This is a genomic window from Mesorhizobium sp. M0968, assembly GCF_040319065.1.
GTDB lineage: Bacteria > Pseudomonadota > Alphaproteobacteria > Rhizobiales > Rhizobiaceae > Mesorhizobium.
This window is the reverse complement of the sequence record NZ_JAMYNL010000004.1, coordinates 120,563-134,894: the sequence shown is the minus strand read 5'-3', so window position 1 is coordinate 134,894 and position 14,332 is coordinate 120,563. Positions and strand designations below refer to the sequence as shown.

General features: G+C 63.8%; 18 protein-coding genes. 10 read left to right on the top strand and 8 right to left on the bottom strand.

Annotated features, from left to right (window positions below; genetic code table 11):
- Positions 1–32: 32 nt before the first annotated feature.
- Together NKH67_RS08620 and NKH67_RS08615 are read left to right on the top strand one after the other, a co-directional pair.
- Complete coding sequence (locus tag NKH67_RS08620) at positions 33–1,034, top strand: serine hydrolase domain-containing protein (RefSeq protein ID WP_352472236.1); 1,002 nt, start codon at positions 33–35, stop codon at positions 1,032–1,034.
- A 5-nt stretch (positions 1,035–1,039) separates the two neighbouring features.
- Positions 1,040–2,170, top strand: a complete 1,131-nt coding sequence (locus NKH67_RS08615) for an anhydro-N-acetylmuramic acid kinase (protein ID WP_353030577.1) — start codon at positions 1,040–1,042, stop codon at positions 2,168–2,170.
- On the opposite strand, the gene NKH67_RS08610 is transcribed toward NKH67_RS08615, so the two are convergent.
- Both NKH67_RS08610 and NKH67_RS08605 read right to left on the bottom strand, forming a co-directional pair.
- Positions 2,167–2,598 carry a GNAT family N-acetyltransferase gene (locus NKH67_RS08610; protein WP_352993983.1) on the bottom strand — a complete coding sequence of 144 codons (432 nt, stop codon included), beginning with the start codon at positions 2,596–2,598 and terminating at the stop codon, positions 2,167–2,169. The genes NKH67_RS08615 and NKH67_RS08610 overlap by 4 nt on opposite strands.
- 49 nt (positions 2,599–2,647) lie before the next feature.
- Positions 2,648–3,823, bottom strand: a complete 1,176-nt coding sequence (locus tag NKH67_RS08605) for an MFS transporter (RefSeq protein ID WP_353030575.1) — start codon at positions 3,821–3,823, stop codon at positions 2,648–2,650.
- 48 nt (positions 3,824–3,871) lie between these two features.
- Here NKH67_RS08605 and NKH67_RS08600 point away from each other — a divergent pair, with 48 nt between their 5' ends.
- Together NKH67_RS08600 and NKH67_RS08595 are read left to right on the top strand one after the other, a co-directional pair.
- On the top strand, positions 3,872–4,411 hold the full coding sequence (locus NKH67_RS08600; protein WP_352452390.1) for an Lrp/AsnC family transcriptional regulator: 540 nt from the start codon (positions 3,872–3,874) through the stop codon (positions 4,409–4,411).
- 202 nt (positions 4,412–4,613) lie between these two features.
- Complete coding sequence (locus NKH67_RS08595; protein ID WP_502893733.1) at positions 4,614–4,865, top strand: sigma factor-like helix-turn-helix DNA-binding protein; 252 nt, start codon at positions 4,614–4,616, stop codon at positions 4,863–4,865.
- Positions 4,866–4,870: 5 nt separating this feature from the next.
- On the opposite strand, the gene NKH67_RS08590 is transcribed toward NKH67_RS08595, so the two are convergent.
- From NKH67_RS08590 to NKH67_RS08565, 6 genes are read right to left on the bottom strand one after another with little or no spacing between them, the layout of a single operon-like run.
- On the bottom strand, positions 4,871–6,130 hold the full coding sequence (locus tag NKH67_RS08590; RefSeq protein WP_352472226.1) for an ABC transporter substrate-binding protein: 1,260 nt from the start codon (positions 6,128–6,130) through the stop codon (positions 4,871–4,873).
- Between the two features lie 48 nt (positions 6,131–6,178).
- A complete protein-coding gene (locus tag NKH67_RS08585) occupies positions 6,179–6,607 on the bottom strand; it encodes a DUF4440 domain-containing protein (RefSeq protein WP_352819071.1) in 429 nt (142 codons plus the stop codon).
- A gap of 8 nt (positions 6,608–6,615) precedes the next feature.
- Positions 6,616–7,671, bottom strand: coding sequence for an aldo/keto reductase (locus tag NKH67_RS08580; RefSeq protein WP_352819069.1), 1,056 nt, complete (start codon positions 7,669–7,671; stop codon positions 6,616–6,618).
- On the bottom strand, positions 7,668–8,027 hold the full coding sequence (locus tag NKH67_RS08575) for a TIGR04076 family protein (RefSeq protein ID WP_353030572.1): 360 nt from the start codon (positions 8,025–8,027) through the stop codon (positions 7,668–7,670). The genes NKH67_RS08580 and NKH67_RS08575 overlap by 4 nt, the downstream gene beginning before the upstream one ends.
- Positions 8,028–8,516, bottom strand: coding sequence for a DUF3830 family protein (locus NKH67_RS08570; protein ID WP_352452384.1), 489 nt, complete (start codon positions 8,514–8,516; stop codon positions 8,028–8,030).
- Entirely contained in the window at positions 8,513–9,250 is a 738-nt protein-coding gene (locus NKH67_RS08565) for a GntR family transcriptional regulator (protein ID WP_352502975.1), read from the bottom strand. Before NKH67_RS08565 ends, NKH67_RS08570 begins: the two co-directional genes overlap by 4 nt.
- A 125-nt stretch (positions 9,251–9,375) precedes the next feature.
- Between NKH67_RS08565 and NKH67_RS08560 the strand changes: the two genes are divergently transcribed.
- From NKH67_RS08560 to NKH67_RS08535, 6 genes are all read left to right on the top strand, one after another.
- A complete protein-coding gene (locus NKH67_RS08560) occupies positions 9,376–10,173 on the top strand; it encodes an ABC transporter ATP-binding protein (protein WP_352612206.1) in 798 nt (265 codons plus the stop codon).
- The gene (locus NKH67_RS08555; RefSeq protein WP_352819066.1) at positions 10,170–10,919 is read left to right on the top strand and encodes an ABC transporter ATP-binding protein; all 750 of its coding nucleotides are present in this window, start codon (positions 10,170–10,172) and stop codon (positions 10,917–10,919) included. Before NKH67_RS08560 ends, NKH67_RS08555 begins: the two co-directional genes overlap by 4 nt.
- Positions 10,916–11,824: a branched-chain amino acid ABC transporter permease gene (locus NKH67_RS08550; RefSeq protein WP_353030570.1), complete on the top strand. Its 909-nt coding sequence runs from the start codon at positions 10,916–10,918 to the stop codon at positions 11,822–11,824. The genes NKH67_RS08555 and NKH67_RS08550 overlap by 4 nt, the downstream gene beginning before the upstream one ends.
- Complete coding sequence (locus tag NKH67_RS08545) at positions 11,821–12,798, top strand: branched-chain amino acid ABC transporter permease (RefSeq protein ID WP_352819163.1); 978 nt, start codon at positions 11,821–11,823, stop codon at positions 12,796–12,798. The genes NKH67_RS08550 and NKH67_RS08545 overlap by 4 nt, the downstream gene beginning before the upstream one ends.
- Positions 12,795–14,087: an NAD(P)/FAD-dependent oxidoreductase gene (locus NKH67_RS08540; protein ID WP_353030568.1), complete on the top strand. Its 1,293-nt coding sequence runs from the start codon at positions 12,795–12,797 to the stop codon at positions 14,085–14,087. Before NKH67_RS08545 ends, NKH67_RS08540 begins: the two co-directional genes overlap by 4 nt.
- Positions 14,088–14,163: 76 nt before the next feature.
- On the top strand, positions 14,164–14,310 hold the full coding sequence (locus tag NKH67_RS08535) for a hypothetical protein (RefSeq protein ID WP_352452379.1): 147 nt from the start codon (positions 14,164–14,166) through the stop codon (positions 14,308–14,310).
- The last annotated feature ends 22 nt before the right edge of the window (positions 14,311–14,332 follow it).

Genomic DNA, 14,332 nt, shown 5'->3' with positions numbered 1-14,332 from the left:
GCCCCATCGCTGCCTTCCAAACGGAGGCGTAGTTGATCGACCATGATTTCTTCTCCCGCGCATTCGCCCCGCTCGAAGCGGCCGTGGCCGCATCGCGCATTCCGGGCGGCGTGCTCGGCATAGTTGACGGGGACGGCGAACGCATCGTCCGGGCAATCGGTTGGGCTCAAACCGTGCCCAAGATACGGCCGATGCATGTCGGGACATGGTTCGACCTGGCCTCGCTGACCAAAATCATCTTCACCACGTCGCGTATCCTGGCACTGGCGGAAGAAGGCGTCATCGACCTCGACGCGCCGCTGATTTCCGTCCTGCCCGACCTTCGCCAATATGACGAAAAAGCCTGGGAACGGAACGTAACGTTTCGCCAGTGTCTCGGCCATCAGACACCGTTTCCCGCCGTCGCGCCGATCTACACCTATGGCCACGATCCGGACCTGCTGCGCGCCTTCATCCTGCAGCGCGAATGGCAGGCTGGCGAGCCGGTCTATTCTGATATCAACTTCATCCTGCTTGGCTTCGTCCTGGAGCGCCTGTCTGGCAAGACCATTCGCGAGATGGATCCCGGTCCGGGCTTCGCGTTCTCCGCCGAACGGGATCAAGCGGCGGCGACCGAAGACTGCACATGGCGTCATCGCGTGCTCTGCGGCGAAGTCCACGACGACAATTGCTCGGCCTTGCAAGGTGCCGGTCACGCCGGTCTGTTCGGAATGGCGGCTTCGGTCCTCGACTTTGCGCAAGGGCTGCTGGACGGGACCGGCGCGTCGCAGCGTTCGATCGCGCTAATGCGCACGCCCTTGTCGGCAACCCGCACCCATGGCTGGGAGCGACCCTACGAAGGCTGGTCCGGCGGCCGGTTATGCAGCCCCGAAACCATCGGGCATACCGGCTTTACCGGTGTCGGGCTGTGGGTCGACTTCGACAAAGGCAGAGCCTGGACCTTGCTCACCAACCGGATCCATCCGACACGTCATTTCAACAGCGGGATCGCAGCGCTTCGCCAAGCGGTCGGCGATCTCGTCAACGGAGCCTGACAACCATGAATCCGAAAAATGGCGAACCCATGTGGGCCGTCGGCCTGATGACTGGCACCGTGCTGGACGGCAATATCGATGTCGCGCTGATCAAGACCGACGGCGAACGGATTGACGACTTCGGCATCTACACGCTTGCCCCCTACCCGCAGTCGATCCGGACCTTGCTGGAAGAGACGCTGCGGCAGGCAAGGAGCTGGAATTTCACAGGGCCGGAACCGGCAATCTTCGATGAGGCAGAGGAAGCGCTGACGCGCGCCCAGTCCGCGGCAGTCAAGGATCTGGTCGAAAGCCACGGGCTGACGATGGCCGATATAGGGGTCGTCGGCTTCCACGGCCAGACCGTGCTGCACCGTGCCCCGCAAGTGGGCCGACTGGGCCAGACCCGCCAGCTTGGCGACGGCGAGCTGATGCATGCCATCCTTGGCACCAGGGTCGCCTATGACTTCCGCTCGGCCGACATGCGCGCCGGCGGCCAGGGCGCGCCGCTGTCGGCCGCCTATCACGCCGCGCTGCTGCGCGAAGCCGACACCACCGGCGACACGGCGGTGCTCAATCTCGGCGGCGTCGCCAACATCACCTGGTGGGATGGCACGGACAATGTTGTTGCCTTCGACACCGGGCCCGCCAACGCACCGCTGAACGATTTCATCAAATCGAAGGGGCTCGGCGAAATGGACCGCGACGGCGCCCTTGCCCGCGCCGGCACGGTCGACGAAGCGCGGCTGGCCAAGCTCCTGCAGCATCCGTATTTGACCAAACCCTACCCGAAATCGCTGGACCGTTTCGATTTCGGCGCCTCAATGGCGGACGGAATGAACGCCGAGGACGGCGCAGCCCTGCTGACGGCCTTCACCGCGGCCGCCGTCGGCAAGGCGCTCGATCTTCTGCCGCGCCGGCCGAAGCGGCTGGTGGTCAGCGGTGGCGGTCGACACAACCCAACGATCATGGCCATGCTTGCCAGCCGCGCTGACGTCGAAGCGATTCCGGCCGAGGCGCTTGGCTGGAAGGGCGATGCGGTGGAGGCGGAGTGTTTTGCGTTCCTGGCAGTGCGCGTGCTCAGGGGCTTGCCGATCAGCTTCCCCAGTACGACCGGCGTGCCAGAGCCGATGTGCGGCGGACGCCTTGCCGGCTAGTCAGGCTTCAGCCTCTTCTGCAGGAAGATGCGGCTGCGGCCGACGGGAAAATCGGCAAGCACGCCGAAGGGCTGATAGCCCTGGCGCTCATAGGCCTTGGCCGCCTTGGGATTGAACGTGTCGATCCAGGCGCCGTGACAGCCGCGCGCGATCGCCTCCCCCTCGGCCGCCTCGAGCATCCTGCCGGCCATGCGCTGGCCGCGCAGTTTTTCATCGACCCAGAGCCATTGCACATAGAGCCAGCCCCAGGCTGTATATCCCGAGATGCCGGCGACAATAGCGCCGTGCTCATCGCGCACGAACACGGCCAATGCCTTCCTGCAGGAGGCGCCGACATCACTGTCGTTGAACGCCGCAAGCCGCTCTCCGAGAAAAGCCAGCTCGTGCGGCAAGGGATCGGCGGTTGTCTCAAGCGTTGTACTGTCCATCCACCAAGCATCTATCGAAGGACCGGACCGAGACGCAAGCCTTGCTGCGCTATAGCCTCGGCGAACGCCACGCCGCCGCCGCAGCAGCGATCAGCATGAGCAAGGCTGCAACCACCGCCGATGTGGCAAAACCGAACGTGGAATAAAGCGGTCCGAACGCCGTGGTGCCGACGAACACCGCGAGATAGGTCACCGCGCTGTTCAAGCCCATGATCGTGCCGCGCCGCGCAGGGTCGAGCGCCGACAGGCGCATCACCAGGACGTTCAGCCCGAAATGATTGGCAAGGCCCCAGACGGCTATCACCACTATGGTCAGATGAAAACTACTGCTTGCCGCGGCAATCACTACATAGACGACCGCGACAAGCAGATAGGCAAATGGCATGACACGCCGCGCGCCTAAGCGGTCGATAACGCCGTCAAGAAGTGCCGCCGCGCCAAAGCCGACACCATAGGCGAGCGCGGCCAGCCCGTTGGCACTGACCGGCCGTCCCAAGCCGTTGTGAAGGTGATCGCCCAGATAGCCGTAGATGCCGTAGAACGCGGTCATGAAGGCCGCGCAGGCGACCAGCAGCGGCACTATGCCCGGAACGGCCAACGCACCCAGCGGCGTCGGTGCCGGACCGCTCTTCCTGACATCGCTGAGCGAGGTCAGCGACAGGCTGGCCAAGGCGAGTGCTGAGAGCACCGCGACCGCAGCGAATACGGCGCGCCAATGCACCAGATCGGCAAGCACGGCCGACAGCGAAACCCCGGCGACCATGCTCAGCGTCCAGCCGGTCAGCACGACGCCTATGGTGCCGCTTTCACGACCGGGCGGCGCAATCGCGGCGGAGCTGGCATAGATTGCCGGCATCGCGACACCTGCAGCGATGCCGGCGAGAAGCTGGGCCGCGACCAGCGTCGTCACGGTCGGCGCAGCGGCGCTGGCGACGAGCGCTATCGCCAGCAGCAGCAACGCCCCTTGCAGCATGCGACGGGCGCCAAGCCGATCGATATAGCGCGCCAGGAACAAGGCGCTCGCCGACGTACCGAGCCCGAACGCGGCGGACGCGATCATAACCGCCGGCACGCTTGTGCCGAAGGACGCGGCCACCGCCGGTGCGATCGGACCGAGCACCAGCGAGTTCGAGCCGATCACGGCAATGCATCCGGTGAGGAGGTAAGCGAGGGCCGGGATAGGCGGCCTTGCTGTAAATATTGCGACTTGATCAGTGTTCGACATATGGCAATAATGGCCGTATTAAATTCTGCATCAATCGGGAATTTTAATATGGATGAAGAAACAGATGGCATTCCGCAGAACAGGCCCGCCGCCCGCGATATCGATGCAACCGACCGAAAAATATTAGGCGTTCTGGTCGACGACGCCACGATCAGCTATGCCGAGCTCGGCGACCGCGTCGGCCTTTCACCGCCGGCAGCCCATGAACGCGTCAAGCGCCTCCGGCGCAGCGGCGCCATCCGCAACACCGCGGTCATCATCGATCCCAAGGCGGTGCACAAGCCGCTGCTTGCCTTCGTCCATATCGACACAAAGGGGTGGGGAAAGACGCCGGAGCTGATGGCAATCTCCGAACACCCCGAAGTCGAGGAGATCCATTCGGTGGCCGGCGACACATGCATGCTGATCAAGGTCCGCACCGAGGACACGCGGGCGCTCGAGGGCCTGCTGTCGCGCCTCTACGAAACACCCGGCGTCACCTCGACCCGAAGCTATGTGGTCCTGTCGACCTATCTCGAGCGGCCGGTGCAGCCGGGGATAACGACGGAATGGCCGACCCCCCGGCATATGGCCAAGCCGCTTTATTAGCTCAAACGATTCTCACGCGTATCCAAAGTCGAACCGGAAACGTCTCAGGCAAGCATCCTGTGGTCATCCGTCGGGCCGGTTCGTTTGCGCCGGTTCTTGGATCCGACTGGATGCCTGTTGCGCAACCGGAGACACGCGATGAGAAAATTGATCGTGGGCAGCTTCATTTCGCTGGACGGCGGGCCAGGGCGCGGATCGCGCCATCGAGCGGCTGGTGATCCATCTGCCGCCCAAGGAGCGCGCCTGCGTCCTGCTCAAGGATGTCTTCGACTATTCGCTGGAAGAGATTGCCGATCTCGTCGGCTCGACCGTGGGTGGTGTCAAAGCTGCGTTGAACCGAGGCCGCTCTGGGCTGGTGCGGTGGTCGTTTCCAGGCCGGCCTGACCGGCAACAGGACATGCAAGTGTCCGGCATCAAGCTCAATGGAATGGGATCGATGCCGGACAAGACATAGGCGGCTTACTGAAGCTTCGCCTGCAAGGCGTTGACGTCATCCGTCGTCATTTCGCCGTCGGTCGTCACCTTGCCGTCGACGATCTTCCAGAGGCGGAACGGGCCGGTGATGTCGCCGTATTTGTCGAAGGCGACCGGGCCGATGACGCCTTCGTAGCGGATCGGCTTGCCATCCTTGATCAGGCCGAGCGCCTTAGCGAACTCGTCCTTGCCGGCATAGATCGGCGTGCCGGCCGGGTCGACCGCCTTGTACATCGCCTCCTTGATCTTGGCTGGATCCTCGGAGCCCGCAATGGCGATGGCCAGGCCGACGATGGCGCCGGCATCATACGACCGGTCGGCCGCCGGGTTCGACGGTTCGATGCCCGAAAATTCCTTGTAGTTCTTGGTGAAATACTCGGTCGATGCGGTCGGGCTGGTGCCGGAGGAAGTGCCGTACGCATCCTTCAGATAATCCGCGCCAACGGATTCGATGAAGTCCGGGCTGTTCATGCCGTCATTGAGCAGGAATTTCTGGACACCGCCCTGCGAAATCCAGGTGCGGGCGATGGTTGCGCCGTCGACAGGCGTGCTGACGAGATAAAGCCCGTCGGGCTCGCCGGCCATCGCCGCCGTCACTTCCGAGGCATAGCTCGACTGCTTTTCATTGTAGGGCGTGTCGGAGACGATGGTGCCGCCGAGTGCCTTATAGGCGCGCGAAAATTCCGCCACCATGTTGACGCCGAAGTCGTTGTTGACGTGGATGACCGCCAGCTTCTTGAAGCCTTTGTCGATGGCATATTTGGCGGCGGCGACGCCCTGCAGCGCATCAGATGTGATGGTGCGGAAGAAGATGCCGTTGGTCTTGCCGTCGCGCCCGAGCGCCGTCAGCGTCGGCGACGAGGAAGCAGGCGACACCTGGACTATCTTGGCCGGAGCGGTGACCGAGGTCAGGATCGGGATCGACACCGAGGAGATGATGCCGCCGATGATCACTGGCACCTTCTTGACCTGCACGAGTTGCGTCGCGGCGTCGACCGCAATGTTGCCCTGGCTCTGGCTGTCGCGCGTGTCGGTTGCGAGATCGCAGCCGCGGACGCCACCCGCATCGTTGATGTCGCGGAAGGCCATCTCGACCGATTTGGCGCCGGCCTGGCCGTACTCGCCGGCCGGGCCTGTCAGTTCCATGACGAGGCCGACGGTGATCTTGCAATCGGCGGCTTGCGCTGCGCCGGCCGCTGTCAGCAGTGCGAGCGCGGTGGTGATCTGAAGTATGGTCTTTTTCATTGCTGTTCCCCTTTCGTTACACGACTCTCATTGATGTCTTGAGCCTGTTCAGCCTTCCGGCATCTGCAGCCAGGTTTCATGCAGATGTCGCCATTCGACGCCGTTGGGCGCCGATGAACTGGTGGTGAAAACGGCACTTGAGCGGCGGCGGCTATGTTTGCCGGCGCGCTGCTGCGCTTCGATGTAGCTGACGACGATCGTGTCGCTTTGTTGCCAGCCGGCCCGGATTTCCTCGATCGAGATGGTGAAATCGCCGTCACAAGTGGCGCGGCTTGCCCTGACATGGTCGAGCACCGCGTCACGATCGAGGACCTGGCCGTCCGGCACAACCATGCGGAAGCCTTCGCCCATGACGCGTTCGAAGCGCCTGAAATCTGAATTGTCCGCACTCGCCGCATTGAACCAGTCGACGAAGAAGCGGTGGAGATCGACCACCTCGGCGCTGGCGCGGGAAAGCAAGGAGGGCTTTTCGTCCATGGCCGCGTTCATTTCCTGCCTGCATTCAAATTGTAATGCATGATCGAGCCGTGGCGGCCGTGACGGTCGCGTTCCAAAGTGTAGACGTCTCCCAGCGGCCCACGGCTTTGCGCGATCACGGCAGCGATCCTCGCCCGGTCGTCGGCATCGAGCGCGACGTCCATGATTCTGGCATTGGCAAGGGCGTGCGCCTGGTTGCGAGCGCCGACGATGATGGCCGCCACTTGCGGCTGCTCCAGCACCCAGGCGCTGGCGATGGTGGCGATATCGACGCCGTGGCGGTCGGCGACGGCCTTCAGTGTGCGAAGCAACTCCTGGAAAAGCTCCCAGCCACCAAAGTCGTCAATGATCAGCTTGTATTTGACCAGCGATCGGTTTTCGAGCGGCGTCTGCGGCTCGGCAGCGCCAAGCCATTTTTCGCTGAGGAAGCCGCCAGCCACCGAACCGTAGCAGAGGAAACTGACGCCGTGCCGGCTGGCGAGCGCTGCAAGGCTGTTGGCTGGCCGCTGGTCGAGCACCGAGTATTGCAATTGCTGGCTGACCAGCGGCACACCGGCGGCCAGGATCTCGGCCAACCGCGGCGTGTCGAAGTTCGTGGTGCCGATGTTGCGCACCTTGCCTTCCCTGCGGATTTCGTTGAGCCAGCCCATCGCTTCGACATAGCCGGGCAGCGCATAGTCCCACCAGTGGAACTGCACGAGATCGAGCCGCTCGGTCTTCAGCCGCCGCAGCGATTGCTCGACGATGCTGCTGATGTAGTCGCGGCTGATCGTGGAAAGCCGTTCGAGGTCAGGCACCAGCTTGGTGTGCACCTTCATCTTGGCGGCAGCATCAAGGCCACGCTCATTGGCAAGGCGCAGGCGTGCCGCGCCGATCAGCTCCTCGACACCGGTATAGATATCGGCGCAATCATAGGTCCTGATGCCGGCGTCGAAGGTGGCGATCAGGTCGGTTACCGCCTGTTGGCGGTCGATGGCGCCGTGCCCGCCGGCAAGCTGCCAGCCGCCGCGAATAACGCGCGAGATCGTATAGCCGGGGCTGAGCTCGAAAGCCTTGGCGGTCATCTCCGGTCATTCTCCTTCGGCAGCGGCACCGCCGTCGTTTCGGCATGGCTGAACCGCCGCTTGCCGGTCCTGACGATCCTCAGCCGGCTGGCACAATTGGGATCCGGACAAGCGATCTCGGCGTCCGACGTCATCCAGTCGTTCCTGTGGGTCGGGCGCTGCTTTGCGGCCAGAAGCGGCAACACTGCCGCAATGGAATAGATCGAGAAACCTTGCCCCGCCGGCATCGACAGCATCTCGCCCTTCAACTCGAAATAGTCGACGGGCTTGGCGCCGCAATAGATCGGCTTGCCCTCGGGGATAACCGCCTCGACGCGAAGGTCGAAGAGCTCAAAACTGTCGTCGGTCTCAGCCATTCAGATCTCCACCCGGGTGAAGGTGATGTCGCAGGCACCGTTGCGGCGGATCACGCCACAAGCAGCTGCGAATTTGTCGCGATCCTCAGGCACCACCTGCGCGACGACGCTTCCGGCAAGCCAGCCGATCGGGAACAGCAGGCGTGCACCCGCTCCGTAGAACAGGCCGACGTCAAAGATGGCATTCGGGTTGCCGCCCCACATGCGCGGCGGCACGTAGGACAACACGATGTCGCCCGGCTGCGGCGTCAGCGTTGCGTTCTCCGCCGGCAAGGGCCTGGCATAGGTTTGGCCCTCAAGTTCGGCTGATGGAACCGGGCAGGAGATTTCCGGCCCCGTCCACATAGCATGGATGCCGGAAACGACGCGCGGCTGCTCGAGATACGCCAGCAGGAAGGCGGCGTTGTCGGGCGCCTTTTCAGGCAACAGAAGCGCGGTCACGGAAAGCTTCGAGCGTGGCTCGGTGATGCTGATGCCAGGCGCCGTCATGCCCTCAATCCTTCCTTGCTTGTGGATTGGAGCTTGTCGCGCAGAAAGGCGAAGGGCCGGCTGATATCGGCCACCAGCGCCTCGCGCGCCGCTTGCGCATCCTGCCTCGCAAGCGCTGCGACGATGCTGCGGTGGTAGTGGGCCGTATCGACCTCGCCGGCGTCGGAGAAGGCGTAGATGGCAACGCGGATGCAAGGCCCGGATTGCAACCACAGGCTCTCGATCATCGGGATCAGCACGGCGGAACCGCAGCAACGGTAGATCTCGAAGTGGAAGCTCTGGTTGAGCGTGGCCTCGCGGTCGATATCCTTCTTGTGCTTCAGCGCCCGCATCTCGTCCCATTCGCCGAGCATGGCCTCGACCGAAGCAATCTGGCGCGCGTTCATGCGCGTGGCGGCCAGGGCGATCGCTTCGCCCTCGATCAGGGAGCGGGCCCGCAAGAGGTCGTCGATGCGCTCCAGCGTGATCGGCGGCACGCGCACCGAACGGTTGGGAAGCGCCTCCAGCGCCTTCTCGGTGATCAGCCGTCCGAGCGCCTCGCGCACCGGCATGGTGCTTGTGACCAGCGCGTCGGCGAGGCCGCGGATGGTTAGCACCTGGCTCGGCTCGAAAAGGCCGCCGATCAAGGCGCGGCGCAGCTCCGAATAGACGCGATCCTGCACGGTCTCGCGGCCGACCGGCGTAAGCTGGGCTGCGATCACCTCATTGTTCTTTTCGATGGCGGCCTTCTGCATGGGCAATCCCGGTCTTGGCCGTTTTCGGCTTGCGGAAGAAATTAAAGCCGAATAGCGTGATCAAAGCAAGTGTGATCACAAATCAAATCATTGGCGGCGAAGATCGCTTTCGGCCTGAGGGATTCATGGGCGACACGACGGAACGGCAGGAGGAGATCCGCACGCCGGTTCTGACGGCCAGGAACGTCGTCAAGCGCTTCGGCGGCCTCGTCGCGGTCAACAATGTCTCGTTTGACGTCCGGCCGGGTGAAATACTCGGCCTCATCGGCCCGAACGGCGCCGGCAAGACCACGATGTTCGACCTGCTCGCCGGCAGCATTCTGCCGACCAGCGGCGAAATCCTCCTCAATGGCGTATCGGTGTCGGGGGAAGCAGCCCATCGGCGCATCGGCCGCGGCCTTGGCCGCACGTTCCAGATCCCCCGGCCCTTGCCTAACCTGACGCTGATCGAAAACGTCATGCTGGCCGCGCAAGGACAGACTGGAGAAAAACTGCTCGCCAATTTCCTGACGCCCCGGCGGGTCGCTGCCGAAGAAAGGGCTGCCGAGACAAGAGCCGTCGAACTGCTCGAGCTCGTCACGATCGCTCACCTCGCGCACGAACCTGCGCGCGTGCTTTCAGGCGGCCAGCGCAAGCTGCTCGAGTTGGCCCGCGTGATGATGGCCGACCCGGCGATCATCCTGCTCGACGAGCCGGCGGCCGGGGTCAACGCAACCCTGCTCGAGATCATTATCGATCGCATCCGCGACATCAATGCGCGCGGCATCACCTTCCTGCTGATCGAGCACAATATCGACATGGTGACGCGGCTTTGCCACCGCGTCCTGGTCATGGCAAGCGGCCAGCTTCTGTGCGAAGGCACCCCGGAGGAGGTGGCGCGCGACCCGCGCGTCATCGAGGCCTACCTCGGAGGCACGGCATGAGCCAAAAGGTACTCGATGTCCGCGATCTCGAAGCCGGCTACGAGCCTGGCGTTCCGATCGTGCGCGGCGCTTCGATCACCGTCGACCAGGGCGAGATCGTCGTCGTTCTCGGTCCCAACGGCGCCGGCAAGTCGAGCCTTATCAAGGCCATCGCCGGCCTTGTCCCGATCACCGGCGGCACGGTGCTGCTGGACGGCAAGGATATCACGGCGTCGCCCGCTCACATCATGGTCCGCCGTGGCCTTGCTTTCGTGCCACAGACAGAGAACATCTTCCCGCTGATGTCGGTCGAGGACAATCTCAGGGTCGCCTGCGGCATCCTGAGGCCGCGCGAGGTCCCAGCCCGCATCGAGGAGATGTATGCGGCCTTTCCCGATCTCGCCCGTCAGCGCAGAACGGCCGCGGGCAATCTGTCGGGTGGACAGCGGCAGATGCTGGGCGTCGCCCGGGCGTTGATTGTCCATCCCAAGGTGCTGGTGCTCGACGAGCCGTCGGCCGGCCTGTCGCCGAAATTCGTGGCGATGGTGTTCGAGATGCTGGCCGGCATCCGAAAATCCGGCGTCACCATCCTGCTGGTCGAACAGAACGCCAAGGCAGCGCTTGCCATTGGAGACCGCGCCTATGTGCTGGTCGAGGGCAAGGAGCGGCACCAGGGCGTCGCCTCCGAGCTCTGGAACGACCCGGTCGTCGCTGAACTCTATCTTGGCCAGCGCCGCCTCGACCTTGGACAAGGAAGCGCGGCATGAACCTGCAATTCGTCGTCGACGGACTGCTGGCAGGGTCGATGATCGGCCTCGGCGCCATCGGCGTGACACTCACCTATTCGATCCTGCGCTTCTCGAACTTCGCCCATGGCGACTTCATGGCCTGGGGCGCCTATGCGACGCTCGCCGTGGTTGGCGCCATTGGCGCGATTTTCGGCAAGATCGCGCCGATCGCGCCCCTCTCCCTCGGTTGGCCGTTGATCGTCGCGCTCATCATCGGCATGGCGGCCACCGGCCTGCTGGCGCTGGTGCTCGACATAGTGCTGTTCGCGCGGCTGCGGGCCAAGGGCCAGGCGATCATCGTGGTGATGGCCAGCTTCGGCGCCTCGATGGCGCTGAGAAGCCTGCTCGAATTCATCTTCACCTCGCGTCCGACCTATTTCAGCCGGGCGATCCAGATCGCCATGCCGATAGGTTTCGGCATCCGCATCACCCCGGACCAGATCGCGCTGCTGCTGCTGACCGCCGTGCTGGTGCTCGGCGTGCATCTCCTGATGACGCGGACCCAGACCGGCCGCTCAATGCAGGCATTGAGCCAGAACGCGGCACTTGCCCGCATCGTCGGCATCGACGTCGCCAGGGTGGTGCGCGTCACCTGGATCATCGGCGGCGCGCTGGCCTGCGTCGCCGGCGTCATGATCGGCATTCTCATCCAGGTCCGCCCGTTCATGGGTTTCGAGATGCTGCTGCCGATGTTCGCGGCCGCCATCCTCGGCGGCATCGGCAGCGTGCCTGGCGCCGTTCTCGGCGGCCTGATCATCGGCATGGCCGAAGCGGCTGCCGTGCATTTGATCGGCGCCGAATGGCGGGCAGCCGTCTCGTTCATCATCCTGATGGCGGTGCTGTTCGTGCGGCCCATCGGCCTTTTCGGAGCGAGGGAACGCTGATGGATCTGCTCAGCTACGGCGCCTTCTTCCTGACCACCGCGCTGATCTTTTCGCTCATCACGCTCGGGCTCAATCTGCAATGGGGGCTGACCGGGCTTTTCAATGTCGGGGTCGCTGGTTTCGTTGCCATCGGCGCCTACACCTCGGCGCTGCTGACCACGCCCGACGATGCCGCGCGCCTGGGCGGCTTCGACCTGCCGATCCTTATCGGCTGGCTTGGCGCCATGCTGTTGGGCGGCGTCACCGCCGCCATCACCGGCATTGCCACGCTACGCCTGAGATCGGACTATCTGGCGATCACTACTTTCGGCGTCGCCGTCGTCGTGCAACTGGTAGCGCTCAATGCCCAGAAGCTGACCGGCGGGCCGTTCGGCATCGGCTTTATTCCGCGTCCGTTCGGCGGTCTTGCCGAAACGCCGTTGCTGTTCAACCTTTCGAACCTTGCGATCGTCTCGGTGGTGACGCTGATCGTCTATCTCGCGCTGGAGCATCTGTCGCGCAGCCCGTGGGGGCGCGTGTTGAAGGCGCTTCGCGAGGATGAGCGGGCCGCGATATCCCTAGGCAAAAGCGCACGGTTCTACCGCGTCCAGGCCTTTGCCGTCGGTGGCGCCATCATGGCGCTTGCCGGTGCGCTGCAGGCGCATTTCACCGGCTTCATCGCCCCGGACAATTATTTGCCGGCACTGACTTTCCAGGTCTGGGTGATGCTGATCGTCGGTGGCTCGGGCAGCAACATCGGCGCCGTCATCGGCAGCATCCTGGTCTGGGCGATATGGGCAGGATCGGGAGCCTTGACCAGTATGTTGTTCTCGCCGGAACAGCAGGCCCGCGCCGCTTCGCTGCAGATCGTCGCCATCGGCGTGATGCTGTGCGTCATCCTTCTGGTCAGGCCGAACGGCCTGTTTGGCGACAGGCCGCGGCGTCCAAGGTTCGGCAAGCGTGCACGCGTGGCCCCGAGCGAGAGCGGCTCATGAACGGCGTGACCGGGCCGCACGGCGTTTCCCTTTGGCATGCCGTCAGCCGCAGTCGCCACGACCGGCCCACCCTCGAAGGCGCACTCGATGTCGATCTGGCAATTGTCGGCGGCGGGTTTTCAGGTCTTTCCACCGCGCTGCACAGTTCCGAGAAAGGCAACTCGGTTGCCGTCCTCGAGGCGGAAATCATGGCCTGGGGGGCAACCGGCAGGAATGCCGGCTTCGTCGTGCCGAATTTCGCGAAAAGAGACCCCGACGATATCATTGCCCAGCTCGGCCCCGAACGCGGTGAACGCCTCGTCGATTTCGCCGCCGGCAGCGCCGACCTCGTCTTCGACCTGATCAGGCGGCATGCCATCGAATGCGATTCTGTCCAGAGCGGCTGGATACAACCAGCCCATTCACCGGCCGCTTTGCAAAAGACCAGATCGCGCGCCGAACAATGGGCAAGGCGCGGAAGGCCGGCTGTTGCGCTGGACGGACAGGCGGTCGAAGAGCTGACCGGCGTTCGCGGTTATCTCGGCGGCTGGATCGACAGATCGGGTGGCGTCCTCAATCCGGTCGAATATGCGCGCGGATTGGCCGACGCGGCGGAAAAGGCCGGAGCGCGCATCTTCGAGAATACGCGTGTCGCGTCGATCGATCACATAGGCGATGGTTGGGCTTTGAAGACGGCCTCCGGTTCGGTACGCGCAGGAAAGGTGCTGGTCGCCACCAACGCCTATGGCGGGCCGCTGGATCGGGCGCTGCGGCGAACCTATTTCCCGCTGAAAATCTTCCAGATCGCGACAGCGCCGCTGCCGCGCGAAATACGCACTCGCCTGCTTCCTGGCGGGCAAGGCGTCGGCGACACAAGACGCAATCTCTTCACCTTCCGCTTCGACGGCGGAAACAGGCTGATCACCGGCGGCATGCATGTTTTTGGCCCCGGTGCCGACACGCGGGTGCCGCGGGCGATCTGGCGGCGGCTTGCCAGATATCTCGATCTCCCGGACATTCCGCCGCTTGAATACAGCTGGTCGGGGATGGCTGCCGTCGAGCCCGACTTCCTGCCGCACCTCGTCGATCTCGGCCCCGGGCTGATCGCCGGCTTCGCGTGCAACGGACGCGGCATCGCCATGACCACTGCGATGGGCAAGGTGCTTGCGGATTGGGCTGATGGAACAAAGCCTCAGGATTTGCCGCTGCCGTTTGCGCCGCCGTCGCCGATCCCGTTCCATAGCCTGATGCGGCATGCACCAAACATGGTGCTCCCCTGGAGCATCCTGCGCGACCGGCTGGATGGCTGATCGACGTGCGTCTCCGGCCGCCGTCCTGATACCCGAACTGCTAGACTCGCCCACACCATGTTGTTAACGACAGCGGATGAAGCAGAACTATCTTTATCTCATCATCGGCGCTTTGGCCGTCGCCGTTATTGCGTTGGGGATTTACGTTTATCGCGAGGAGACTAGGCCGAAAGGCGTGGAACTTCGCATCGACGATTCCGGCATTTCAGTTCAGGAAAAATAGACCGCGTAGTCCTGTTGCCCGA